Genomic DNA, 23,426 nt, shown 5'->3' with positions numbered 1-23,426 from the left:
GGCAGTTCCACCCGGCCCCTGAGGCCAAGCCATTCCATCGGCTTGCCACCATAAGGCGCGCCCAAAAGGCCCGTCGGCAAAAGCCGCCGCCCGTTCCGGGCTTGGGGCGGACGGCCCAACCAAAAAAAGCCGGAATAGAACACCAAAGCGCCGCGTAAACGGCGCAGGGCAGCGGCCTCTTTAAAAGGCCGCCAACCCAATAGAACTGAAGGGAAGGTGGCGCCTCCCCTTCACATGCCGCCCAATCCCGCGAACCCAAAGCCCAAAGACCCAAGGGCAGCCAAAAGGGTCAAAAAAGGAAAGGAAAAAGGGGGCGGATCGTACGCTCCGCCCCTCCCTTCCCTTAAAAGCAAATGTCTTGTCCCCTCTCCTCTTAGGAGAGGGTCAGGGAGAGGTTGCATTTTCCCCTGCAAAATCCCCCCGATTTTGCAGGCCCCCAAAATCACAGGGAGCTTTTTTTATTTTCTCCGCAAATTCGCAACTAAAATCCCTTCGTTTTTGTAAGGGCGAGGCATGCCTCGCCCCTATCAAACATTACGCTTTAATCATTACGAGGAGCATCTTGAAGCGGCTAAGCGCCTTGACGGCGTGGGGAATGCCCGCAGGGAGCAGAATCATTTCACCGGAGTTGACCGTGTGCGCCGTTCCGGCGATGGTGACCTCCGCCTGCCCGTCGAGGATTATGAGGAGCGCCTCGTAGGGGGTGGTGTGCTCGCTTAGTCCTTCCCCCTCATCAAAGGCAAAGGCGGTCACCGTGCCGGAGGGCTTTTTTAAGAGCATCCGGCTGACGATGGAGCCGCTCTGGTATTGAAGAAGAGCGTCCGGGCCGAGCGGCCCGGTGAATTCCTTCCCGGTGTTCGATTCCGACGCCATAAAGTTCCCGTGTGGAAGAATATCCAAACCGGCCGGCCTGTCAAAGGGATTTTTGGAGAACGCCGATTTCTATTGACAAATTTTCCCTCGGCGGCTTTCTTTACGCCGGGAGCGGAAAAATAAATTTTCGCCCTAAATTTCGGCTGTGTAACTTGCCGATATATATAAGGATATTGACCGGTACAAGACGGGTATAACAAAATAATGGAGGGAATAATGAAGCGAATCGGACTGTTGCTTTTGGGGATTACCGTGATGGGATTCTACGTTTCCGGCTGCGGCAAAAAAGCCCAGCCCGTGACGGATAAACCGGCCCCGCAAACCGAAACCCGCACCGAGCCGCAGGATACTTCCGGCCGGATTCCGAGCGGCGAAGTTTCGGAAGAGCCGACCCCGTCGGGCTTTCAAAAAATTTATTTCGATTTCGACCGCTACTACATCCGCGACGACGCCAAATCGGCACTGGAGCAAAATGCCCGCGTGCTGAAGGCCAACCCCAACATGCGGATTCTGATAGAAGGGCACTGCGACGAGCGGGGGACGGTGGAATACAACCTCGCGCTCGGCGAACGCCGCGCCGCCGCCGCCCGGCAGTACTTGATGGATTTGGGCATAGACGGCAGCCGGATTTCCACGGTCTCCTACGGCAAGGAGCGCCCGGTCGCCTTCGGGCATGACGAGACCTCCTGGCAGCAGAACCGCCGCGCCGAGTTTGTGAACCGGTAGATGTCCGCGCGTTTTTTTCTCTTTTCGATGGCCGCCGCCGCGGCGCTGGCCCTCTCCGGTTGCGTTTCGCCGGGGCAGGTGAATACAATGGACGTCAAGCTGGACAGCTTGAAGCAGGCCAACGCCGATTTGCAGAAAAAAGCGGCGGCTTTGGAAAAGGCGTATCAGGCCCAGCTGGAGGAAAACCAAAAGCTGGGGGCCGAGCTGAAAAGCTCCATCCGCGACCTTTCCCGCAAGCTGGAGGTGGTGAGCGGGCGGGTGGAGGATGTGAACGGGCGGTTCGATTACCTGTTCAAAAACTGGGAGGAATTCCGCGCCCGTTTGCAGAATTTGCGCCCCCCCCCCGATTCACTGATTAAGGGGAACGACCCCACCAGCCCCGGCTCCTCAAGCCCGGGGGTGGACCCCAAGCAGCTCTACGACAACGCCTTTATGGACTTCCGCCGGGGGAAGTATGATCTGGCCATCGCCGGGTTTGCGGAGTTTCTGGCCACCTTTCCGAATTCCGAACTGGGCCCCAACTGCCATTTCTGGATCGGGGAGGCGTACAACAACAAGGGGATGGCCGACTCCGCCGTGGGGCGGTATTTGCTGGTTTATCAGAATTTTCCAAGGAGTGAAAAAGCCCCAACCTCCCTTTTCAAGGCGGCCCAGCTTTTTGAGAAAAAAGACCCCCCTATCGCCATCCGCTACTACGACATGCTTTCCGACCAGTATCCCACCTCCACCGAGTCCCGCCGGGCCAAAGACCGGCTTTCCGTACTGCGCAAAAAATGAAGCCGTTTCAAATCTCCTTTTGCGGGAGCTGGTTCGTTCCCGAGGCGCGCGGCTTTTACGAGGCGCACGAGGGGATTTTGGGAATCGCCTTCCGCCCCCGAAAACGTTTCCACTATTCGCTGGAGGCGGAGCGGATGTCGATCGAATTGGACGAAAAGGGGGAGCTGGCGCACATCGAAGTCCGCCAAGCGAAGGAGAACTGGCTGGCCGTTCCGCGCCTTTTCCCGCCGCAGAAACTCTGCCGCTCCCGCGCCTTTTTCCCCGTTCCGGCCAGCCGCGAGGGGGAGGAGTATCTGACCAATCTGGCCGGGAATGTTCTGTGCGTCGAGTTTTCCCCCCAGCCCGCCTGGCGCGCGGTGGAGATTGCCGATACGCTCGTGGCGGAAATTTCCGCCGACTACAAGCTTTTGCGGCTTTGGGTTTTGAAAATCGCCGAGGATTTCGGCAATAAAAAGGAACTGGCCTGGCTCAAGGCCGGTTCCTTGTATCTCCCGCAGGCGATTTAGGCCCGAAAATCTTTTCGTAGTTTTTCCGCAGATTCAAAATCCAGTTCAAGCTTTCCACTTCCCGGCGGATGATTTTCTCCTCCGGCAGGCCGGCAAACTCCGTCCGGGAAAAGCCGAGCGGCGGAGTTTCAAAAGGATAATAACCCGGCCGGTCGTACGCCCGGAAAAGCGCCCCTTCCGGGGCCATAAACCAGCCCGCCGCGGAGTCGAAACCCGTGCCAACGTCGAAATAAACCGGGCCGGAGGCGTAACCTTTGCGCAGCATGGAAGCAAGAATCGTCTGGCGCAAACCTTCGATTTGGGTCGTGTCGATCGGTCTTCCGGTTTCAAAATCCCGCACCATGGCGCGGTAGGCATCCATTTTCGACTCCAATCCCTCGACGGTTTCCGGCAGGGCGCGCGCAAGGAAATCGAGATACCAGGAGCGGTTGGTCAGATTGACATTCAGTATTTTCAAATCCGGCCTTTTTCCCAGAGCAAAATGGTTGTAGAGCCACGGGGAGTAATGATCCCATTGCGCGGTGAAAACCAGCCCGCCATCCGGCGCCGAGGCGTAAATATTTTCCACTACTTCTTGGGCAAATCGGTTTTTGGACTGGTCGGCGCTTCCCCAATTGGAAAAGGCGGCATAAGCCGTCGAAGCCGAAAGGAAAATCAAAAAGGCCGCTATGGCTTTTCCTTTCCCTTCTTTTAATTTTGAAAAATAGGAGAACCATCCGAAAACTCCAGCCCCGGCCAATATAAAGAGGCAAAAAATCACCGGCAGGTAGTAAAAATCGATGTCCGGAATGGCATAGCCGGCGTTGTAGACGAGGATGATGACCGGATAAAGCAGCAGGGGAAGCAGGACTTTTCGGTTCGGCAACCGGACGAAGAACAATCCTGCAAATAAAATCCAAAGCGGCCATTTGAGCTGGGTGGCAACAGTGCCAAGGGCGGCCATTCCGTTCTCCACCATTTGGTCGAACGGAATGTCGAATATATAGACCCGGTACTGCCAGCCGGTGATGTGGCGGAGGAAGTTCCCCCAATCGGAAGTCGCGCCCCAATCCGCGAGCGGGCCCGCTGCGGAGCGGATGGGCAAATAGAGATAGGTCAAAAGCCCAAGGAAGAACAGAAAACCCGCCAAAATCCAACTCCGCAGGTTCAGCTCCCACGACCCACGATGAAAGAGAAAGAGTAAAAGCAAAGTGGGAAACAGAAGCACGATTTGCAAATGGTTGGTGAAAGCCAGCCCCAAGATATAGGCGAGCAAAAGAAAATTCCGGGGTAAGTGGTTTCCCTTTAACAACTGGAATAGAAGCAAAAAAACGAGGGTGACAAAGAAAAGATTAAGCCCGTACACCTCGTTGCCGGTGGCCTGCGACCACCAGATGGGAGACGTGGCGGCGGCGAGCGCAACGAGTCCCGCGGCGGCCTCTCTTTTCCAGTCCAGCTCGGTTTGTAAATTAGTTAAAACAAAAAAAAACCGACCGTCGCGGCGGAGACAATAAGAGCGGAGAAAAGATTGATGGCCACAATCGGCTCAAGAAAAGGAAGGGCCGAAACGAAAAGGTAGGTTAATAACGTATAGAGCGGGTAGCCGGTGGGATGGGGGATGCCGAGCGTGGCGGAGGCCCATGCCAGCTCGCCGGAATCGATAAAGCCAACCGTACGGGCCAGCGTGGCGCAATAAATCCCGAAGGAAACAAAAAACAAAGCCAGCCCAATCCAGACACTGGACGAGACCGGCTTTTTAAGCAAAAACATTTAGAAGGGAAGGTTCTCTTCTTCTGTTCCCGGCGCTTCCATATCCGGCTCGGCGGGGACGGTCTCCGGCGCCTCTTCCCGCCGTCCCAAAAACTGGATGCGCTGGGCCACCACCTCGGTGATGTAGCGCTTGTTCCCCTCCCGGTCGTCGTAGGTGCGGTAGGAAATCCGCCCCTCCACAAAAATCTGGCGCCCTTTTTTCAAATACTCCTTGGCGGTTTCCGCCTGTTTTCCCCAGACCACGATGTTGTGCCACTCCGCCCGCTCCACCATCTGTCCGTCCTTGTCCTTGTAACGGTCGTTGGTGGCCAAAGAAAAAGTGGCCACCGCCTGCCCGGACGGGGTGTAGCGTAAATCCGGGTCCTTCCCCAAATTGCCGATTAAAATCACCTTGTTCACCGAAGCCATACCCTACTCCTTTTCTTTAGGTTGGCCAAAAGCTACGGGGCGGAAGGGCATTTGTCAATCCCCGAACTGGGAACCGTCTAAAACCTGGTATCTACTTTTTGTCGAGATAAAATCGCTACGGCGGCGGGCAGCCAGCGCCTGGCGGGTTGCCTCCCGTATAGAGGTTCCACAGCAAAATTACCAAATCCGCCGGACCGGGAGGGGGCTGATTGTCGCAGTTCATATCGGAGGTGCAAGGGTTACAAGGATCGCCTGCTCTGGCAATACAACCACACCCGAATCCACTCCGCCCTCAAAATGCCGCCCCTGTTGTTCAGAGAACGATACGAACAACTGCTGGAAAAAGCGTCCTAAATTCGGGGGTCTTGACACGGGGAAAGCTGGCCACTCCCCTTGCGAATCGGCACCGGGGTTGGTGAGGAAATGTCCGGCTGGGGCGATACGCTCGGGTTTTTAGTCCCGGGAGTGTTATCTTGTTTATTTAACTGAAGTTCCGGAATGGGCCGGGCGCTGTCCGCCTTGAAAATGGGAACTTCTTTTTCTGGAACCGGCTTGGGCGCAGGAGCCATATTCTTTCGCCGCTGCGCACCTGAACTATCCCACGGAGAAGAACTCCTTGGATGACGCTCCCCCTCCGCCCAATTCCCCTTGCCTAAAATATCGCCGGAATGCGCATCTATCAGATACTGCCAGTCGCCAAAATACCCCTTTTGAACCTGAACCACCCAAACCAGATGATATTTTCCGTCAAGCGGTTTTACCGTGAGCGCGGCAGAAGGAAGCGACCGCTCTATTTTTATTCCTCCAATTGATTGCCTCTCATATAATTCCTTTATTTTTCTTTCCTCTTCATCTGAATAGTTCAAATCCCTTTTCACTATCCCAATGGCCGAAAGGGAATCGATGGTAGGGGTGGGGGAAAGTTCAGAAATCTGGGCAAAACCGCCCATAATCCCTTTAAGTTTTCCCGAAGGCGTGTAGTAGGCGCGAAGGGAACTTTGATTAACTTCCACCCCCTTATAAAGCTGTTTGAACTCGACCATCCCTCCATACTGGTCCATGGCCTTTCCTTTAAGCTTTAGTTCCTCCCGGAGATTGTTTATTCCGTAAAGCTCTTTGTTTTGCTCAAAAAACTCATAAGCCGCTTCGACCGGGTCAGATTTGGTTTGATACCGAGAAATATCTCCCCACATGTCTTCGGGAACGCCAGTTACAGGATTAATCTCGACGCGAACTTCAGGATTAAGGGAGTAAAAATTGACAAGCGCCAGTGCTCTCACTGCCCGCAAACTGTCCTGCCCTCTTTTTTCCGCATCGGGGAGAGCGGTAGCACCAAACATCGGCAAAGCGATGCAGAGAAGGCAACTCAAACCCACCAAAATCAGTATTTGTTTTCTCATAACACCGTCAACCGAGGCAAACTCTCTATTTTAGTTTGCATCCAAACAAAGGAGGCAAAGGGGCTTTTGTCAATCCCCGGCAAGAAGCATATATTAGAGCCGTGGCGGACAAAGTCAAAATCGCCCTGGCCCAGATTGCCCCCAAGCTGGGGGACGTGAAGTCGAATCTGGAGCTGCATCTGGAAACCATAGGCAAAGCCCAAAGCGAAGGGGCCGATTTGGTGGTTTTTCCGGAGCTTTCGCTCACCGGTTATCTGCTCAAGGATATGGTGCCGGAAGTGGCTTTGCGGAAAAATTCTCCGGAAATCCAGAAAATACTGAAGGCCTCGGAAAAAATAGCCGTCATTTTTGGCTTGGCGGAGGAAGACCCTTCTTTCGTCTATTACAACTCCGCCTGTTTTGCGGATGGCGGCAAAATTGTCCATATGCACCGCAAGGTATTTCTGCCCACCTACGGGATGTTCGATGAGGGGCGCTTTTTCGGCGAAGGCACCACCCTTTCGGCCTTCAACACCCGCTTCGGGCGATTTGGCCTTTTAATCTGCGAGGAGGCCTGGCATTCGTTTTGCCCGTATCTTTTGATGCTGGACGGCGCCATCTTGGTGGCCAACATCGCCAACGGCACGGCACGCGGGCTGGAGGAAAAAGCCCGGATGGGCTCTTCCGCCATCTGGGAAAAAATGAACCGGTTTTACTCCGATTTGCACGGGTTCTACTGGATTTTCGCCAACCGGGTCGGCTTTGAGGACGGCGTCGGGTTCTGGGGGGGCTCGGAAATCATAGACCCGGCCGGCAAGCCGGAAATGAAGCTTCCCTACTTCGAGGAAGCGCTGCAGACGGCCGAAATCTCGCTCGGCAAAGTGCGCCGGGCGCGCCTGCGGACTCCGCTTCTCCGGGATGAAAAACTGGATTTTGCCATAAACGAGCTTCTGCGCATCCGGGGCGGCAACCACTCCGCGCAGCCTCCAAAACTATCCAGAGAAAAAACTGCCCCTAAACGCCGCAAGGTGAAAAGATGAAAGTGGATTTGACCATCGACCCGGTCTTTGTGGCCGGATTTTTGGTCGATTTTCTAAAACGGGAAGCGGGGAAATTCGGCTTTTCCAAGGGGGTGGTCGGGCTTTCCGGCGGGCTGGATTCCTCCGTTTCCGCTTTTCTGGCAGCCAAAGCGTACGGGCCGGAAAACGTTTTGGGAATTATGATGCCGTACAAGACCTCCAGTCCCCATTCCATCACGGACGCCGAGGAAGTGGTGAAAAAAACCGGCATCAAAAGCCAGAAAATCGAGATTACGGCCATGGTGGATGCCTATTTGGAGCAGGTGCCGGAGGCGGACAAAGTCCGCCGGGGGAACGTGATGGCCCGCTGCCGGATGATTATCCTTTTTGACCAGTCGCAGAAGGAAAGGGCCTTGGTCATAGGAACTTCCAACAAAAGCGAAGCGATGCTGGGCTACAGCACCTGGTTCGGGGATTCCGCTTCTTCGATAAATCCGCTGGGGGATTTGTACAAAACACAGGAGCGGCAGCTGGCGACCTATTTGGGAGTGCCGGAAAGCGTTTTGAAGAAAAAACCCTCGGCCGATTTGTGGGCCGGGCAAACGGTGGAAGGGGAACTCGGATTCACCTACGAGCTGGCTGACCAGATACTGTATTTGCTGGTGGACGAACGTTGGCGCGCGGATGAAATCATCGAGGCCGGATTTCCAGCCGAAACGGTGAAGAAAATTGAAAAGATTGTGGCCGCCAGCCAGTACAAGAGGGCCTTGCCCACGATTGCCAAGCTTTCCCGCCGCACGGTGGGGATTGATTTTCAGCTCTCCCGCGACTGGAGCCGGTAGGTGGCGCTTTTTTTGGTCGCCACCCCCATCGGCAATCTCGAAGATTTGACCCATCGAGCTGAACGAATTCTGAAAGAGTCGGACGTCGTCGCCGCCGAGGACACCCGCCATACCGGCCGGCTTTTGGCCCGGCTTGGAATCAAAGCCAAACTGATTTCTTTTCACGAGCAGAATGAAGAAAAAAGAGCTCCGGAAATTCTGGAGCTTTTGAAGGAAGGGAAAAACGTCGCCCTGGTTTCCGACGCCGGCACCCCGGGGGTTTCCGACCCCGGTTTTGTTCTGGTGCACGCCTGCCATCAAAACGAAATCCCGGTCTACGCCGTCCCCGGCCCTTCGGCTGTCCTCGCAGCATTGACAACCTCGGGTCTTCCGACTAACCGTTTCTTGTTCGAGGGGTTTTTGCCCAAAAAACCGGGAAAGCGTAGAAAACGGCTGGAAGCCCTGCGGGAACTGGACGCCACGCTTGTTTTTTTTGAGTCCCCCTACCGGCTTGTGAAATTTCTCGAGGAGTTGAAACAATCCCTCGGCAATCGCCGCGCGGCCGTGGCCCGGGAGCTGACCAAGAAATTTGAGGAAACCAGAACCGGAGAGTTGAGCACACTCGTCGAATATTATTCGGGTCATCCCCCCAAGGGGGAAATCACCGTGGTGGTGGAAGGAGTCCAAACTGGAGCCGGCGATTAGCCAGCCCGTAACGGAAAAGGAAATTCAAAAACCGGTGCGGAAACGGTTTTACCTCCTCCCCATCGACTGGGGGCTGTTCGCCTATCTCGGCTTTTTGAGCGTATCCATTCTGCTTTTCCATCAGCGGCTACCCAACTGGGGGTGGTTTTTGGTCTTTCACGGCGCCATGGTCGGCCTCGTTTTGCTTATGGCCGCCACCTTGAAGGAAAGCGCAACCGGCCTGAAGGGGCTTTTGCGCTGGGGGTATCTGATTCTGCTATTCACTTTTCTATATGAGGAGACCGGCTATCTGGTCCATCTTTTCACCGACCGCTGGTTCGATGCGCAGCTTATTGATTTCGAGTACAACCTGACTGGCGTAATCCCCTCCGTATGGATGGCCGAGCGGGCCAACGCCTGGCTGACCGAAATTTTTATGGCGGGGTATTTCTCCTACTATTTTATCATCCCCCTGGGGGCCTTGATTCTCTGGGCCAACCGGAAAACGGAGGCCTTTCAGCAACTGGTGCTTTCCGTCTCCATTGGGTTTTTCATCTCCTACGCTTTGTTTTTGCTCTATCCGGTGGAAGGGCCCCGCTATCACATTCCTCATCTGCATCCACCCCCAATCGAGGGCCCGCTCTTTTATCATCTTGTAAAATTCGTTATTGATAAAGGAGCCATTCACGGCGGCTGCATGCCCTCCAGCCACGTGGCGGTCGCCGTTCTGGTTTTGATGTGCTTGTACCGCGGAGCCAAAACCTGGTTTTGGATTCTGCTTCCCTTTGTGATGGGTCTGGCGGTGGGGACGGTGTACGGCCGGTTTCATTACGTTTCGGACGTCGCCGTCGGGCTGGCCATCGCTCCCGCCGCTTTCGGGCTTGCCAATCGCTGGCTCAAAAGCTTTTATTCGAGGCCGCATGTGTCCTGAACTGTTTCACATCGGCCCCTTTGCCCTGCGCACCTACGGGCTGGCCTTGGCCGCCTCCTTTTTTATCGGGCTTTACTTCATCCGCCGCTGGGGAGCCAAGGAGGGGCTGGACGTAAACGCCCTTTCCAATCTTGCTTTTCTGGTAATCGCCGCGGGAATCGTCGGAGCGCGGCTGGGGTACGTGCTTTTTCATCTCGAGGAGTTCAAGGGGAACTGGACGGCCACGTTCAACCCCTTCCAGAGCGGCACCTTTGGCATTGCCGGGTTGAATTTGTACACCGGCGTCATTTTGGCCACGGCGGCCGGTTTTTACTACATGCACAAAGTCAAGCTCCCCTTCTGGAAAACGGCCGATATTTTTGCCCCGACCGTGGCCTTCGGCATTTTTTTGACCCGCATCGGCTGTTTTTTGAACGGCTGCTGCTACGGCACGCCGACCGCGCTCCCCTGGGGGGTCACTTTTCCCCCCGGCTCCATACCGGACGCCGAGTTCGGCGCCCAGGCGATTCACCCGACCCAGCTTTACAGTTCCCTTTTCGGTTTGATCCTGTTCGGATTTCTGGTCTGGCACAACAAACGGAAAAAATTCGACGGATCGGGTTTCTCGATTTTGCTGATGGCCGATTCGCTTTTCCGTTTCTTCATCGAGTTTATCCGTTCGTACGAACCGGAGATGTATTTGAATTTGGGCGCCCCGCATTGGACCTACAACCAGTGGATGGCGATTTTGCTGTTTGCCTTCGGTCTGGTTTTATGGGTGCAATTGCGGAAAAGGGCCAACCCCCTCCCCTCTACTTCTCCATGAAAAAAGAGGCGGGCCTAAGCCCGCCTCTTTAAAGATTTAAAGGATTAACCTTTACCGGCTGCCGAAGCGGCGCACCCGTTCCAGACGGATGCCGGGGTAATAATGCTCCAGAATTTGCTTGTAGCTTTGCCCGGCGCGGGCCCGGCCGATGGCCCCCGTCTGGCACATCCCAATGCCGTGCCCGGCTCCCCGGCCGGTGATGACGGCGCTGTCCAGGATTTCCTCACGGGAGCGGAACGTTTCCACGTCGAAAAGGGTGGAGGGGAGAATCGCCTGCGCACTGGGGGAGGAGGGCCGCCCCAAGGCCCAGCGGATGGAATCGGCCAGAAGGGGATAACTCTCCTTCTCCGTTTTCACCGTCAAAATCCGGACCCGCCCGGAACTGTTCCGCTCGGTGATGGCCAGATCGACAACCGGGGCGATCTTGTCCAGTTCCGGACGGCCGTGCTGCTTCAGGAAGGCCGAGATTTTATCCACCAGCCAGCGCTGGGAAAGCCCCTCCCGCCAGTAGAAGTTTTTTGACCAGAGGCAGAAAGTGTCGTCATCGGCCGGAACGAGATAGGACTCCTGCGGCTTGTGGGGCCAGACCGAGGAGATGTAGTCGGTCTTGCCGCCGCAGGTGGAGTGGTAGTAGGCGTTGATGAATTTTCCCCCGAAGGTGGCGGCCTCCCCGGCGGTCTCCTCCACCGCCCGCGAGCAGACCGGGTCTTCCGCTTCCATTCCGGAGTAGACCTGATCGCGCGAATCTGCTTCCATATCCCAAGGCTTGCCGGGATATTGGCCGAGATGGGAGAGCGTGTAGGTGCGGGCCGCCACCGCCTGCGCCTTCAAAACCTCGATTTCCTTGGCCGGGCGCTTGCCGATTTCCGGGGGAAGCACCCCTTTAATGTAATCTTCCAGACCGAGCTTGTTGACCAGGATGATGTTGGCAAACGAATCGAGGGTCACCCAGAACTCTCCGCGGTAGTTTCGGCCGTCAAATTGAATAAATTGGCCTTCCTTTCTGGGGCGCATAAGCGTCCAGACTACGTTGGAGTCGAAATCCTTTTGGCCGTTTTCCTTCAACCAGAGGAATTGTTTGCCGCGGCCGATTTGGAAATAGGAATCGGTTTCGAACCAGGCCTCGGAGGAGTCGGCCCGGTGCAATTGAAAAATCCATCCCCCGCCGGATCGGACATCAAAACGGTCGCCCGTTACCGGCAGCCGGACTTTGACGAACTCCGCGATTTCCGGGGTCGGTTTTTCTTCTATCCGGGGGGGCTTGCCGCAGCCCGCAAGGAATGCCAAAAGAGCCGTGGAACCAAGTATCAAAGTGATTTTCTTCATGCCTGCGAGACCTTTCCCAAAACGCCTCTCTTTTTAGCCCCGGTAACCGGGGTCTCTCCAATTTTTACGCCTGCGAGACACCACCAGCCGAGGAGGGCGAACCCGGCCGCTTCCAGGCTCTCCTCCGGCCAACCCAAATCCCCGGCGGGGTGCAAGGAAACACCGGGAAGGTTTTTTTGCAACTGGTTTAAGAAAAAAAGATTTTCGGCCCCGCCGCCGGCCAGATACACTTCGCCCAATTTTTCGCGGGCGTTGCGCCGGAGCGCTTCCGCCACCCCCCAGGTGGTCAGGGTCCCGATGGTGGCCAGCACGTCTTCCTTTTTCATTCCTTGAAAACTTCTCAAAATCCCCTCCAGCCATTTTGCAGAAAAATCCTCCCGGCCGGTCGATTTGGGGAACGGGCGGGGAAAGAACCGGTTTCCCTTCAAGGCGGCCAAAAGTTTTTCCGATACCCTTCCCTGCTCCGCTTTCCGGCCGCGAACGTCGCAGGAAAGCCCGTAGAACTTTTGCGCCAAGTAATCGGAAAGGCAGTTCCCCGGGCCGGTATCCGAGGCCCAGAACGATTTCTTCCCCAAAAAGGTCAGATTGGCGAGGCCGCCGATATTCAAAACGGCGCGAACTTTTTTAGGGGAAGAGAAAAGATGCCGGTGTACGTGCGGCATCAACGGCGCGCCGGAGCCCCCCAGGGCGACGTCGCCGGCGCGGAAATCGGAAACGACGACGAGCCCCAATTTTTTGGCCAATACCTCCGCTTCTCCGGTCTGCCAGCTTCCCCGCAGCCGCTTTCCCAAAAATTTTCGAAATTCAGGAAGGTGGCGGATGGTCTGGCCGTGGGAGGCGACAAAGTCCGGACGTAAAGCTTTGGTTGCGGCCAAAAATCGCTTGACCAACCCGGCCCAGACCTCTCCCAAAAATTGAGAAAACAGAATCGCTTCTTCGGGAAAAATTTGGCGGGTTTGTTGAAACTCCAATATTTTTTTCCGAACGCCCGCCGGATAGGGATACGTTTTCCCCTTTAAAAACCGGGGGGTTTTTTTTGGGGAAAACTCAACCAAAGCCAAATCCAGCCCGTCCGCCGAAGTGCCGGACATGAGTCCCAACCCAACCACTTTCCGGCCGGCGTTTATATTCCGGAGCAGTTCGAAAAGCGCACTCATACTCTTCGTTTAGCCCGAAGGGCTTCCAACCGTTTTTGGCTGACCGTTAGCTGGCGGGCAAAAGCATCGTTTTTTTCCGCCTCTTTGGCAATCTTTTCCAAAGCTCCCTCCTGTTGCTCGAGGGAGTGGCAGACCAAAGCCATATCATTCCCGGCCGAAAGGGCCAAAACGGCCGCTTCCGGCACCCCCCAGCTTTCGGCGATGGCCCCCATTTCCAAGTCATCGGACAAAATCGGCCCTTCAAAACCCAAAACCACCCGCGCCAGAGATAGGGCGGTCCGGGAAAAGACCACCGGAACGGTTTCATCCAAAGCCGGGACGCGGATATGGGTGGACATCAACGAGTCCACCCCTGCTTCCACCGCGGCACGAAAAGGGGGGAAGAAAACCACCTCCAGTTGCTCCTTCGACGCGTTCGACTGCGGCAGAATCTGGTGCGGGTCTTTGGCCGAATCCCCCAAGGCGACAAAATGCTTGGCGCAGGTCAAAACCCCGCCCGCGTGGAAGGCCTCGATGGCCGAGGCGGCCATCTGGGAAACAAGAAACGGATCGTCGGCGAAGGTGCGGGGTTTCAGATATTCGTTTTTCGGATCGGTGACCACGTCCACCACCGGGGAAAGATTCATATCCACCCCGGCGGCTTTCAACGCCTCCGCCGTCCGGCGGCAGGCGGCCGAAAGGCCGGCAAAATCCCGCCCTTCGCCGAAGGCGCGGGCGGGCGGCAGTTCCGGAAACCCCTCCTTGAAGCGGACGACCATCCCCCCCTCTTGATCCACCATGATGAGTGGAGGGGTATCGGAGAAGGATTTCAGTTCGGCCGAGAGGGTCTTCAACTGGGCCGGGGATTCGTAGTTGCGGGCAAACAGAATCACCCCGCCCGGTTTTTTCTCCCGGAGGAACCGGGCGAAACCGGCCGGGACGGAGAGCCCTTCAAACCCGCAGCAAAGAAAGCCGCCGTAGAGCATCAAAAAAGAAACCGTCTTCCCCCGCATCCGGAGAAAGACGGTTTGCGCTTTTGCACTCCTAATTCCCGGTGGGAATGGTCAAGACCAGTCCGCCGGTAAAACCGAGAAAGTTGACCGTGGTGCTGGCCCCGGTGCCGACGCCAAAGACGAAATGCAGGGCCCCCTCGGCAAAAAAGCCGAGCGTTTTGCTGGAGCGGATGAGCGCCCCCGCCCCGAAGTTCACCCCGACGTTCGATTCGTCGTTCCCCTGGTAGAGCCCGCCGGCCACCCGCCCGTAGGGGTTGATTTTGGCGTCGTCAAAAAGCAGGCCGCGGGCGCCGCCGCCGATCAAAAAGAAATCGGCCCCGTCGGGCACCCCCGTGGGGGCGCCGAATGAATGATAGGCCAGATTGAGCGAAAGGGCCGCCCGGGGATTGACGAAGTATTCCAGGTTCCCCCCCGCCAAAAAGCCCATGTCCGCACCGTTGTCAAAATCGCCGGTGGGAAACAGCAGCCCGCCCGTCGGCGTGACGACCAAAGTCTTGTCCAAAGTCCCGAAGCCGGACGGCCTCGGCTTGGCGGTCGCAAACGCCGCAAAAACCAAGAGCACAGCCAGAACCGTTAACACAATTTTTCTCATATCTCCTCCTCCTCTGTTCAAGGTCTGGCAAAAATACGCCTTAATTCCAAAAAGGCAACCCCTTTTTTGGGGAGGGGTTAACCGCCTCCCCCTCTTCCCGATACGGGGAGGAAGGCAAATAAAAAGAGGTGAACCGGCGGTTCGCCCCGCAAATACCGGGAAACAAAAAGATACCCCTACCGGGCGACGATTTTGAATTCCACCCGGCGGTTTTTGGAGCGGGCGGCCTCATCCAGCCCGAGCGAGGCCGGGCGCATTTTGCCGTAGGAGATGGTGGCGAAGCGGTCCCGTTCGAGGCCGGATTGGACCAAAAACTCCCGCACCACTTCGGCCCGCTTCCAGCCCAAACTGATGTTGTACTCTTCCGTGCCGATTTCGTCGCAGTGTCCTTCCAGTTCGATTTTCCAGCCGGGATTTTGCCGCAAAATTTCAAGGTTTCTCTCCAGCGTCTCTTTCGCGTCGGAGCGCAGATGGTATTTGTCGAAATCGAAATAGACCGGCGCAAGTTCCATCTCTGGTTCTCCGGCCGGCGCCAAGACCCCCGGTTCCTGCCGTTTTTCCTCCTTGATGGCCGTCGGCGGCGGCTCTCCCGGTTTGCGGCGGATCGCCTGCGATTTCTGCCTGCCGGTGGGGATCGTCAGCATCAACCCGGCGGAGACCCCCAGAAAATGGGCCGTGTTGGAGGCCGGGCCGGCAGCATAGTCAAAAATCATATGGGCGTTCCCTTCCGCCCAGAGCCCGACGTTTTCGGAGGCCCGGTACAAAATTCCCGGCCCGCCGTTGATACCCGCCTTGGAGGCCCCGGAGGCCTGGTACAGCCCCCCTGCCAGCCGGATGTACGGGTTCAGCCGTGCATCCTTGAAGAGCAGCCCGCGCGCCCCCAATCCCAGAAAGTGAAAGCTTTCGCCGTTCACTCCCAGAGCCGGGTCGCCAAAGGATTGATAGGCGTAGTTGGCCGAAAGCGCCAAACGGGAGGAGACAAAGTATTCCAGCCCGCCGCCGAGCGAGAATCCCATATCGTTGGCGTTGTCAAAATCCCCGACGGGAAAAATTAGTCCCGCCCCCGGGGTGAAAACCAGCTTCTGGTTCAAATCCCCGAAACCGGTGGGTTTTGGCTGGCCGAAGGCGCTCGCAAAAATGAGCATACCCGTTAAAAACAAAAGACCTTTTTTCATAACCTGTCCTTTCCCCCTTCCTCTACAGTTCCCCAAAAATATAACCCCGAATTTCGAAATAGCAACTTTTTTCACAGGGGGGGATTAGGTTGTCTTATCTTCGACGCCCGCAATTCCACCGGCCATCTCTCCACGAAGTTCAAGAATATTGTAAAACTTTAAGGTTGACTTCCGAGGAGGTTGACTTATTTTGTATGCAAGATGACGAAGCGGGCTTTTCTGATTCTTGTAATGGCAGCCCTTTGGTTGGGGGAGGGCCTCTTCTGTTTTTGCCCGATGGAAAAAACTTCAATTGCCATTTGCCAGTCGGACGGCTGCACGGATGGGCCTGCCTCCCCTGTTTCGGATACAGGTAACAAGGACTGCGGCCTTTGCTGCGGCCATTTCCTATTTACTTCCGGGAATTATGAATCCATTGAACACACTCCAATTCAACAAGAGATTTCACTACAGGACTTAGTATTCTCTAACCAATCCAGCTTCCGCTCCATCTATCACCCTCCCAAGGCCTAATCCGGCTTTCTAAGTAGTCCTTGATTCGGGCGTTCGCTTGAACGCTTGGCCTTTACCGTTAATTGCTTGCACGGTTTTAGTGTATTTCAACCGTGGAATGGTTTTGAATTTGAAAGGAGTTTGTCATGCTTAAAAAATTTATCGGCCTAACCGGCCTTGTGGTCTTTGCTGTGGTCGCTACCGTAGCGGTCATGAAATGGTCCGGCCAAACGAACGAGTCGTCCGCACCGGAGAAATCCGGCGTTGCCGCTTCCTCCATCCCGTCCGGGATGGCCGACTGGTGCGCTGAACACCGCGTGCCGGAGTCGGAATGCACCAAATGCCATCCGCAATTGATGGAAACCTTCAAGGCTAAAAACGATTGGTGCGCGGAGCACGCCCTGCCGGAATCCCATTGCCGCTTATGCAATCCGGATTTGAAATTTCCGCAGGAGCCGCCTCCGGCTGCATTGCTTCAGTTGGATATGGAATCAGAGGTTTCCATTTTCTTTCCGAAAAACAAGACCAGTTGCGCCACGGACGGCGCCATCATCCAGTTCGCCTCTGTGCAAACGGCCCAACGCGCGGGGCTGACCGTCGAACCGGCGTTGTCTGCCGAGACTGCGCCCGCCGTGGAAGCTCCGGCGGAAATTGTCTTTGACGAGACCCAAACCACCATCCAAACGACTACCGTGCCTGCTCTGGTAACCCGCTGGCTGGCCAAACCGGGGGATGCCGTTGAGGAAGGCCAAATCCTGGCTGAATTGGAATCCCCAGATATGCCGGGTTTGAAAGCCGAACTTTTGGAAGCCCGCGCCGCCTGGTCGGTACAGGAAAAGGAACAGAAGCGAATGGAACAACTGAAACAAAAAAATCTGGTAAGCGCCAGCGCGTTTGAAATGAGTGAGGCCAAAGCCGAAGAAACCCGCGCCAGCTTGGCCCGGGCCGAAGGACTCTTGCGTTCGGCCGGCCTGACCACAGCAGAAGTTGAATCGCTCGCCGCAAGTCGTTCAATAACTTCCAAATTCTTTTTGCGCGCCCAAAAAAGCGGGGTGTTTATGGAACGCAAAGCTTCTCTGGGAAATCTTCTTCCCGCCGGAACGGCCCTGGCCCTGCTTTCCAGCGGCAATTCGGTTTGGCTGGAAGCGCAAGTTCGGGAAGAGGAACTAAGTAAGATAAAAGTCGGACAAAAACTGGAATTTCTGACCGATGCCACCGGCCGGCAAACCAGTCAGGGAAAAGTCGTCTGGGTGGCCCGTTTTCTGGATTCGGAGACCCGCACCGGCAAAGTGCGGGCTAAAATGACTTCCGCTTTCAATGAACTCCCCCCTGGGCGCTTCGGCCGGGCGGTCATCTACACTCGCTCGGAAACCAAATCCGTGGTGGTACCCAAAGACGCTGTTCAATGGGAGGGCTGCTGCAACGTGGTGTTCGTGGAGGAATCACCGGACCGCTACCGTCCCCGCAAGGTGGAAATCGAACCGGCCGACCCGGAGCATTACCGCGTGGCGGGCGGTCTTAAGCCGGGCGAACCGGTGGTGGTTAAGGGGAGCTATTTGTTGAAAACCGAACTGAAAAAAAGCAACATCGGCGCTGGTTGTTGCGGTATCGAGCCGACGTCGTAAAGCAGCATGCTCAAGCGGCTCATAGAATTTACCATTCACCAGCGGTTTTTTGTTCTTTGTTTGGCTGGACTATTGGTCATTGCCGGATTGGTGGCGCTTTGGCGGCTTCCGTTCGACGCTTTTCCGGATACCACGCCGGTTTTGGTGCAGGTGAACGTCTCAGCTCCCGGTTGGGCGCCGGAGGAAATGGAGCGCCAGATTACCTTCCCTCTGGAAAGACGGCTTGCCGGCCTGTCCGGGCTTACCGAAGTCCGTTCTATTTCTAAATACGGCCTCTCACAGGTTACTCTCATTTTCAGTGACGAAACCAACCTTTATTTAGCCCGCCAGCAGACGGCCGAACGGTTGGTCGGCGTCGAGCTTCCGGATGGCGTCCCGCCCCCCCAGTTGGGGCCCATCTCCACCGGTCTCGGGGAAATCTTCCACTATGTCGTCGTGGGCAGAACCGCAGACCCAACCGAACTTCGCACCATTCAGGATTGGATAATAAAACCCCAGCTTCAATCCGTGCCGGGTGTTGCGGAAGTCAACACCTGGGGCGGCTATGAGAAACAGTATCATGTTTTGGTTGACCCGAACCGCCTGGCTCAGTACGGCATTTCTTTGTCAACCGTTACCGTCAAACTTCGCGAAAATCTGGGCAACGTCCCCGGCGGCCAGATGATCAAAGCGGGGGAGCAAACGTTGGTGCGTGGGTTGGGTATGGTCAGCCAAAGGGAGGAAATTGAAGAACTGGTCATGGAAACGCGCAAAGGGGTGCCCATTCGCATCCGGGATTTCGCCGATGTGGTCATAGGCCACGAGTTGCGCCGGGGAGCAACCACCTATGATGGAGCAGGCGAGGCGGTCTTGGGATTGGGTTTTATGCTGACCGGCCAGAATCCGAAGGAAGTCACCCAAAAACTGGCCCGTCGTCTGGATGAAATCAAAACCTCCCTGCCGGAAGGCGTGGTGGTCAAACCTGTTTACCAGCGCATGGACCTTGTCAATCATGTGCTGAAAACGGTCGAACACAACCTCTTTTTTGGCGCGGTTTTGGTGGTCGCCATACTTTTTGCCTTTCTCGGCAACATCCGGGCCGGGCTCATCGTCGCCTCCTCCATTCCCCTCTCGTTGCTTTTTGCGTTTGATTTGATGTCGCGGGCCGGAATTACCGGCAGCTTGATGAGCCTAGGCGCCATTGACTTCGGCTTGGCAGTGGACAATTCCGTGATTCAGGTCGAAAACGCCGTTCGTCGCCTTTCCCAAGCGGGCGCCGCCCCGTCTCGTCTTGAAGTTATTCGCGACGCCATTTTGGAAGTGCGCAAACCGACCCTTTTTGGCGAGTTGATAATCATTATCGTCTACCTCCCCATCCTTACTCTGCAGGGGGTGGAGGGAAAACTCTTCCGCCCGATGGCTTTGACCGTCACCTTTGTTCTGGCCGGTTCGCTTCTTCTTTCTTTCACCGTCATTCCTGCCTTGATTGCCGCCTTCCTTGGCAAAAATGTGCGCGAATCGGAACCCCGTTTGGTCGAATGGTTAAAACTGTTGTATCGCCCCGCTCTCAACTGGGCGCTGGCGCACGGGCGCGCCGTTCTGGCTTCCGCCGCAGCTCTGCTGGCGGTGGGCATTATCGTTTTCTTATTACTGGGAGCCGAGTTTGTCCCCCGTTTGAGTGAGGGGACAATTGCCATTAACGTCGTGCGCCTGGCCGGCGTTTCGCTGGAGCAGTCCGTGGACTATGGCAGTCGGATTGAAAAGATCCTTTTGGAAGAATTCCCGGATGAAATCGAGCATATCTGGACCCGCACGGGCACGGCCGAGCTGGCCACCGACCCGATGGGCTTGGAGCTTTCGGACGTTTTTATCACCCTTACCCATCGGGATAAATGGAAAAAAGCAAAAAACCAAGCGGAGCTGGTTGCGGCGATGGACGAAGAGCTCGCAGATCTCCCCGGGGCGAATCGAATCTTCACCCAGCCGATTGAAATGCGGGTGAACGAAATGATTGCCGGAATCCGGGCTGATGTGGGAATCAAAATTTTTGGCGATGACCTGGCCATCTTGGAGCAAAAGGCGGAAGAGATTGCCCGCTTGACGGAAAACGTAAGGGGAAGCGCCGATGTTTCCGTGGAGCAGTTGACCGGCCAGCCTCAATTGCAAATAGCTGTGGACCGGGAGCGGCTCTCCCGCTTCGGCCTTTCTTCCCGCGAAGTGCTGGACGTGGTGGAAAGCTTTGGCGGCATCAAAGTCGGCGAAGTGTACGAAGGCCAGCGCCGCTTCGATTTGGCCCTCCGCTTGAACGAATCCTACCGGCGCTCGCCGGAGGACATCCAGCGGATTCCGATTAAGGCCGCCACCGGCGAACTGGTCACCTTGGATCGGGTGACCAGGCCGAACCTTTCCCCTGGCCGCTCCACCATCACCCGCGAGTGGAGCAAGCGCCGTATCGTCGTTCAAACCAACGTGCGGGGCAGGGACGTTGGTTCGTTCGTGGATGAACTGCGCCGAAGAATTGAGAAAGAAATTGAACTGCCCGAGGGATATTTCGTCCGCTTCGGCGGACAGTTCGAAAACTTGGAACGGGCCAAATCCCGGCTCGCCTTGGTGGTGCCGTTTGCGCTGCTTCTGATATTCGGACTTCTGTACTGGACGTACAAATCGGTGCGGGATGCGCTTCTGATTTTCACCGGCGTGCCGCTGGCCGTTGTTGGCGGGGTGGCAGCCTTGGCCCTCCGCGGAATGCCTTTTTCCATATCCGCGGGGGTCGGCTTTATCGCCCTTTCCGGCGTCGCCGTGTTAAACGGGCTGGTTCTGATCTCCACAATCAAACGCCTCCGCTCGGAGGGACTGGAACTGTCCGCCGCGGTGCGCGAGGGGGCCGAAAGCCGCCTGCGCCCCGTTTTGATGACCGCTTTGGTGGCCGCCTTCGGCTTTATTCCGATGGCCCTTTCCTCCGGCGTGGGCGCGGAAGTTCAACGGCCCCTGGCGACCGTGGTCATCGGTGGTATCCTCACCTCCACGGCATTGACCTTGCTCGTTCTTCCAGTGCTCTATACGCTGTTTGGCAAAAAAATCCCCTCCGAACAATAGGGTTCCAGCACGGGGAAAGCAAAATTGCCAAATTCACAGCAACTTTGGAGTGAACGGTGCTCTTTTTGTACCCTTCTTACGAAGGAAGGGATTAACTTGTCCCGAGAGAGAGCCGAGGGAGGGGAGGTTTATTTCCCGTTGGTTTTTTCGGCCTGGGATTCTTTGATGACTTTTTCGGCGGTTTCCCGCGGGACTTCTTCGTAGTGGGAAAAGCTGCGGGTGTGGTAGCCGCGCCCCTGGGTGAGCGAGCGGAGCGCCGTGGAATACTTGTACAAATCCGCCAGCGGCACCTGCGCCCGTATTTTTTCAAAGCCGCCGTCCGCCTCCATCCCGGAAATCTTTCCCCGCCGGGCGGAGAGATCCCCCATCACGTCCCCCATATATTCGCTTGGGACCACCACTTCGACGTTGTAAATCGGCTCCAAAAGCACCGGCCGGCACTGCATAAACCCGGTGCGAAAGGCGAGCGACCCGGCGATTTTGAAGGCGATGTCCGAGGAGTCCACCGTGTGGTAGCTTCCGTCGTAAATGGTGACCTTCACGTCCACCACGGGATATCCCGCCAAGGCCCCTTCGTGCATCGCCTCGATGACCCCCTTTTCCACCGAGGGAATGTACTTGGAGGGAACCACCCCGCCGACCACCTCGTCGATGAACTGGAACCCCTCGCCGCGTTTTAGGGGCTCGATGCGCAACCAAACGTCGCCATACTGCCCCCGGCCGCCGGACTGCTTTTTGTGCTTCCCCTGCACCTCGGCGCGGGCCTTTATCGTCTCGCGGTAGGGGATGCGGGGTTTGATTAATTCCACTTCGATGCCGAACTTCCGTTTCAGCCGGTCGGTGATCACTTCCAAATGCAGCTCCCCCTGCCCGTGGACAATGTTTTGGTGAATCTCTCCGTCGTAGGCCATGTTGAAAGTGGGGTCCTCTTCGTGCAGGCGGGCAAACCCCACGGCCATTTTCTCCTCGTCCTCCTTCCGCTTGGGGACGACGGCCAGATTGATGACCGGCTTGGGAAATTCCAAAGGCGGGAGTAAAATGGGGGCTTTTTTGTCGCACAAAGTATCGCCGGTGTGACTCGTTTTCAACTTAACGAACGCCCCCAAATCACCGGCCGCGACCTCCCCTATCTCCTTGCGTTCCTTCCCGTTCATCAAATAAATCTGCCCGATTCGCTCGCTGGTCTGGCGGTTGGCGTTGAAAACGTCGTTGCCGGGGGCGACCTTGCCGGAATAGACGCGAAAAAATGATAGCTCCCCCAAATGCGGTTCAGATACGGTTTTGAAAATCCGGGCGGACAACGGCTCCGAGGCCAGCGTCTTGCGTTCGATTTTTTGAGGCGTGCCGGGAAGCGTCCCTTCCACTACCGGAAAGTCGCTGGGGGCCGGCGCATAGTTCGCCAGAAAATCCAAGGCCTGGGCAATGCCGGTCAAATTGGCGGCCGAGCCGCACAAAACCGGTATGATTTTACCCTCTTTTATGCCGTGATGCAATCCGCCTTTCAGTTCATCGTCGGTGAGCGTGCCGGAATCGAAGAATTTTTCCAGAAGTGTGTCGTCCGATTCCGCCGCCGCTTCCAGAATTTTTTGCCGGGCTTCGTCCACTTTTCCGGCCTCCGAAGCGGGGATGGGAATCTCTTTGGTCTGCCCCCCTTCGTAACTGAAGGCCTTGTTGGCTAAAACGTCGATAACCCCTTTAAAGTTCGGCCCGGCGCCGATGGGCAAGAAGAAGGGCAAAACGCCGTTCCCATAGTGCGTTTTGAACTGCTCCAGCGTTTTGTAAAAGTCGGTGTGTTCCTTGTCCAGTTTGTTGAAGAAGAAAATTTTGGCCGTTTTGTACCGCTCGGCGTATTTCAGAACCTGCTCCACGCCGACTTCCAGCCCCGCCTGGGTGTTGACGGAAATTAGAGCCGTTTCACAGACGGAAAGCCCGCCCGCCACTTCGCCGATGAAATCGGCGTAGCCGGGCATATCGACCAAATTGAACTTGCACCCCTGCCAGTCGAAATGCAGAAGCGCCGCGGAGATGGAGATTTTGCGGGCCACCTCGTCGGCGGCGTAATCGGACGTGGTATTCCCTTCATCCACCCGCCCGAGCCGGGTGGTGGCCTTGGCGGAAAACAAAAACGCCTCCGCAAGGGAGGTCTTTCCGCTCCCGCCGTGTCCGACTATCCCGATGTTGCGAAGTTGTTCCGAATTTGCCATCCAGTTTTCGCTCCAAAATTTTCAAGGTAAAAAACGCCCCATTCTTTGTCAACGCCGGAATCTCGGGAGGCGGGCGCTTTTTACAAATTGCTTACTGGCCCTTTTCCAAA

Annotated in this window: 21 protein-coding genes; 10 read left to right on the top strand and 11 right to left on the bottom strand. The window is 56.2% G+C overall.

What is annotated here, in order from left to right; translation table 11 throughout:
- Nucleotides 1-534: 534 nt before the first annotated feature.
- Nucleotides 535-873 (bottom strand): cupin domain-containing protein, encoded by a 339-nt coding sequence (locus tag VNL73_09270; GenBank protein HXF49594.1) that lies wholly within the window; start codon nucleotides 871-873, stop codon nucleotides 535-537.
- Between the two features lie 216 nt (nucleotides 874-1,089).
- Here VNL73_09270 and pal point away from each other — a divergent pair, with 216 nt between their 5' ends.
- Genes pal through VNL73_09255 form a run of 3 tightly spaced genes read left to right on the top strand, consistent with a single transcriptional unit; the run spans nucleotide 1,090 to nucleotide 2,882 of the window.
- Nucleotides 1,090-1,599: a peptidoglycan-associated lipoprotein Pal gene (gene pal / locus VNL73_09265; protein ID HXF49593.1), complete on the top strand. Its 510-nt coding sequence runs from the start codon at nucleotides 1,090-1,092 to the stop codon at nucleotides 1,597-1,599.
- Entirely contained in the window at nucleotides 1,600-2,376 is a 777-nt protein-coding gene (gene ybgF, locus VNL73_09260; protein ID HXF49592.1) for a tol-pal system protein YbgF, read from the top strand. It begins immediately after the preceding gene.
- Complete coding sequence (locus VNL73_09255) at nucleotides 2,373-2,882, top strand: hypothetical protein (protein HXF49591.1); 510 nt, start codon at nucleotides 2,373-2,375, stop codon at nucleotides 2,880-2,882. Before ybgF ends, VNL73_09255 begins: the two co-directional genes overlap by 4 nt.
- On the opposite strand, the gene VNL73_09250 is transcribed toward VNL73_09255, so the two are convergent.
- The 4 genes from VNL73_09250 to VNL73_09235 form a co-directional block, all read right to left on the bottom strand.
- Nucleotides 2,845-4,317 (bottom strand): DUF2723 domain-containing protein, encoded by a 1,473-nt coding sequence (locus VNL73_09250; GenBank protein HXF49590.1) that lies wholly within the window; start codon nucleotides 4,315-4,317, stop codon nucleotides 2,845-2,847. The genes VNL73_09255 and VNL73_09250 overlap by 38 nt on opposite strands.
- A 17-nt stretch (nucleotides 4,318-4,334) precedes the next feature.
- The gene (locus tag VNL73_09245; GenBank protein ID HXF49589.1) at nucleotides 4,335-4,631 is read right to left on the bottom strand and encodes a DUF2723 domain-containing protein; all 297 of its coding nucleotides are present in this window, start codon (nucleotides 4,629-4,631) and stop codon (nucleotides 4,335-4,337) included.
- Nucleotides 4,632-5,039, bottom strand: coding sequence for a single-stranded DNA-binding protein (locus VNL73_09240; protein HXF49588.1), 408 nt, complete (start codon nucleotides 5,037-5,039; stop codon nucleotides 4,632-4,634).
- A 350-nt stretch (nucleotides 5,040-5,389) separates the two neighbouring features.
- The gene (locus VNL73_09235; protein HXF49587.1) at nucleotides 5,390-6,439 is read right to left on the bottom strand and encodes a hypothetical protein; all 1,050 of its coding nucleotides are present in this window, start codon (nucleotides 6,437-6,439) and stop codon (nucleotides 5,390-5,392) included.
- A 101-nt stretch (nucleotides 6,440-6,540) separates the two neighbouring features.
- On the opposite strand from VNL73_09235, the gene VNL73_09230 reads away from it, so the two are divergent.
- Genes VNL73_09230 through lgt form a run of 5 tightly spaced genes read left to right on the top strand, consistent with a single transcriptional unit; the run spans nucleotide 6,541 to nucleotide 10,678 of the window.
- The gene (locus VNL73_09230; GenBank protein HXF49586.1) at nucleotides 6,541-7,458 is read left to right on the top strand and encodes a nitrilase-related carbon-nitrogen hydrolase; all 918 of its coding nucleotides are present in this window, start codon (nucleotides 6,541-6,543) and stop codon (nucleotides 7,456-7,458) included.
- Nucleotides 7,455-8,279 carry an NAD+ synthase gene (locus tag VNL73_09225; GenBank protein HXF49585.1) on the top strand — a complete coding sequence of 275 codons (825 nt, stop codon included), beginning with the start codon at nucleotides 7,455-7,457 and terminating at the stop codon, nucleotides 8,277-8,279. The genes VNL73_09230 and VNL73_09225 overlap by 4 nt, the downstream gene beginning before the upstream one ends.
- On the top strand, nucleotides 8,280-8,963 hold the full coding sequence (rsmI, locus tag VNL73_09220; protein ID HXF49584.1) for a 16S rRNA (cytidine(1402)-2'-O)-methyltransferase: 684 nt from the start codon (nucleotides 8,280-8,282) through the stop codon (nucleotides 8,961-8,963). It abuts the gene before it with no gap.
- A gap of 34 nt (nucleotides 8,964-8,997) precedes the next feature.
- On the top strand, nucleotides 8,998-9,873 hold the full coding sequence (locus VNL73_09215) for a phosphatase PAP2 family protein (GenBank protein ID HXF49583.1): 876 nt from the start codon (nucleotides 8,998-9,000) through the stop codon (nucleotides 9,871-9,873).
- Nucleotides 9,863-10,678, top strand: a complete 816-nt coding sequence (gene lgt / locus VNL73_09210; GenBank protein ID HXF49582.1) for a prolipoprotein diacylglyceryl transferase — start codon at nucleotides 9,863-9,865, stop codon at nucleotides 10,676-10,678. Before VNL73_09215 ends, lgt begins: the two co-directional genes overlap by 11 nt.
- A gap of 51 nt (nucleotides 10,679-10,729) precedes the next feature.
- On the opposite strand, the gene VNL73_09205 is transcribed toward lgt, so the two are convergent.
- The 5 genes from VNL73_09205 to VNL73_09185 all read right to left on the bottom strand — a co-directional run bounded on the left by VNL73_09205 (nucleotide 10,730) and on the right by VNL73_09185 (nucleotide 15,920).
- On the bottom strand, nucleotides 10,730-12,004 hold the full coding sequence (locus VNL73_09205; protein ID HXF49581.1) for a SpoIID/LytB domain-containing protein: 1,275 nt from the start codon (nucleotides 12,002-12,004) through the stop codon (nucleotides 10,730-10,732).
- Nucleotides 12,001-13,161: an anhydro-N-acetylmuramic acid kinase gene (locus VNL73_09200; protein HXF49580.1), complete on the bottom strand. Its 1,161-nt coding sequence runs from the start codon at nucleotides 13,159-13,161 to the stop codon at nucleotides 12,001-12,003. Before VNL73_09200 ends, VNL73_09205 begins: the two co-directional genes overlap by 4 nt.
- Entirely contained in the window at nucleotides 13,158-14,126 is a 969-nt protein-coding gene (locus tag VNL73_09195) for a glycoside hydrolase family 3 N-terminal domain-containing protein (protein ID HXF49579.1), read from the bottom strand. The genes VNL73_09200 and VNL73_09195 overlap by 4 nt, the downstream gene beginning before the upstream one ends.
- Before the next feature lie 58 nt (nucleotides 14,127-14,184).
- Nucleotides 14,185-14,745 (bottom strand): hypothetical protein, encoded by a 561-nt coding sequence (locus VNL73_09190; protein HXF49578.1) that lies wholly within the window; start codon nucleotides 14,743-14,745, stop codon nucleotides 14,185-14,187.
- Nucleotides 14,746-14,921: 176 nt separating this feature from the next.
- On the bottom strand, nucleotides 14,922-15,920 hold the full coding sequence (locus VNL73_09185) for an OmpA family protein (GenBank protein HXF49577.1): 999 nt from the start codon (nucleotides 15,918-15,920) through the stop codon (nucleotides 14,922-14,924).
- Between the two features lie 638 nt (nucleotides 15,921-16,558).
- Between VNL73_09185 and VNL73_09180 the strand changes: the two genes are divergently transcribed.
- Both VNL73_09180 and VNL73_09175 read left to right on the top strand, forming a co-directional pair.
- Nucleotides 16,559-18,037 (top strand): efflux RND transporter periplasmic adaptor subunit, encoded by a 1,479-nt coding sequence (locus VNL73_09180; protein ID HXF49576.1) that lies wholly within the window; start codon nucleotides 16,559-16,561, stop codon nucleotides 18,035-18,037.
- A gap of 6 nt (nucleotides 18,038-18,043) precedes the next feature.
- Nucleotides 18,044-21,112, top strand: a complete 3,069-nt coding sequence (locus tag VNL73_09175; protein ID HXF49575.1) for a CusA/CzcA family heavy metal efflux RND transporter — start codon at nucleotides 18,044-18,046, stop codon at nucleotides 21,110-21,112.
- A 128-nt stretch (nucleotides 21,113-21,240) separates the two neighbouring features.
- Here the strand turns inward: VNL73_09175 and fusA are convergent, their stop codons facing one another.
- A complete protein-coding gene (gene fusA, locus VNL73_09170; GenBank protein ID HXF49574.1) occupies nucleotides 21,241-23,316 on the bottom strand; it encodes an elongation factor G in 2,076 nt (691 codons plus the stop codon).
- Between the last annotated feature and the right edge of the window lie 110 nt (nucleotides 23,317-23,426).

This window comes from Verrucomicrobiia bacterium, assembly GCA_035574275.1.
GTDB lineage: Bacteria > Zixibacteria > MSB-5A5 > DSPP01 > DSPP01 > DSPP01.
This window is presented reverse-complemented; position numbering and strand designations above follow the sequence as displayed.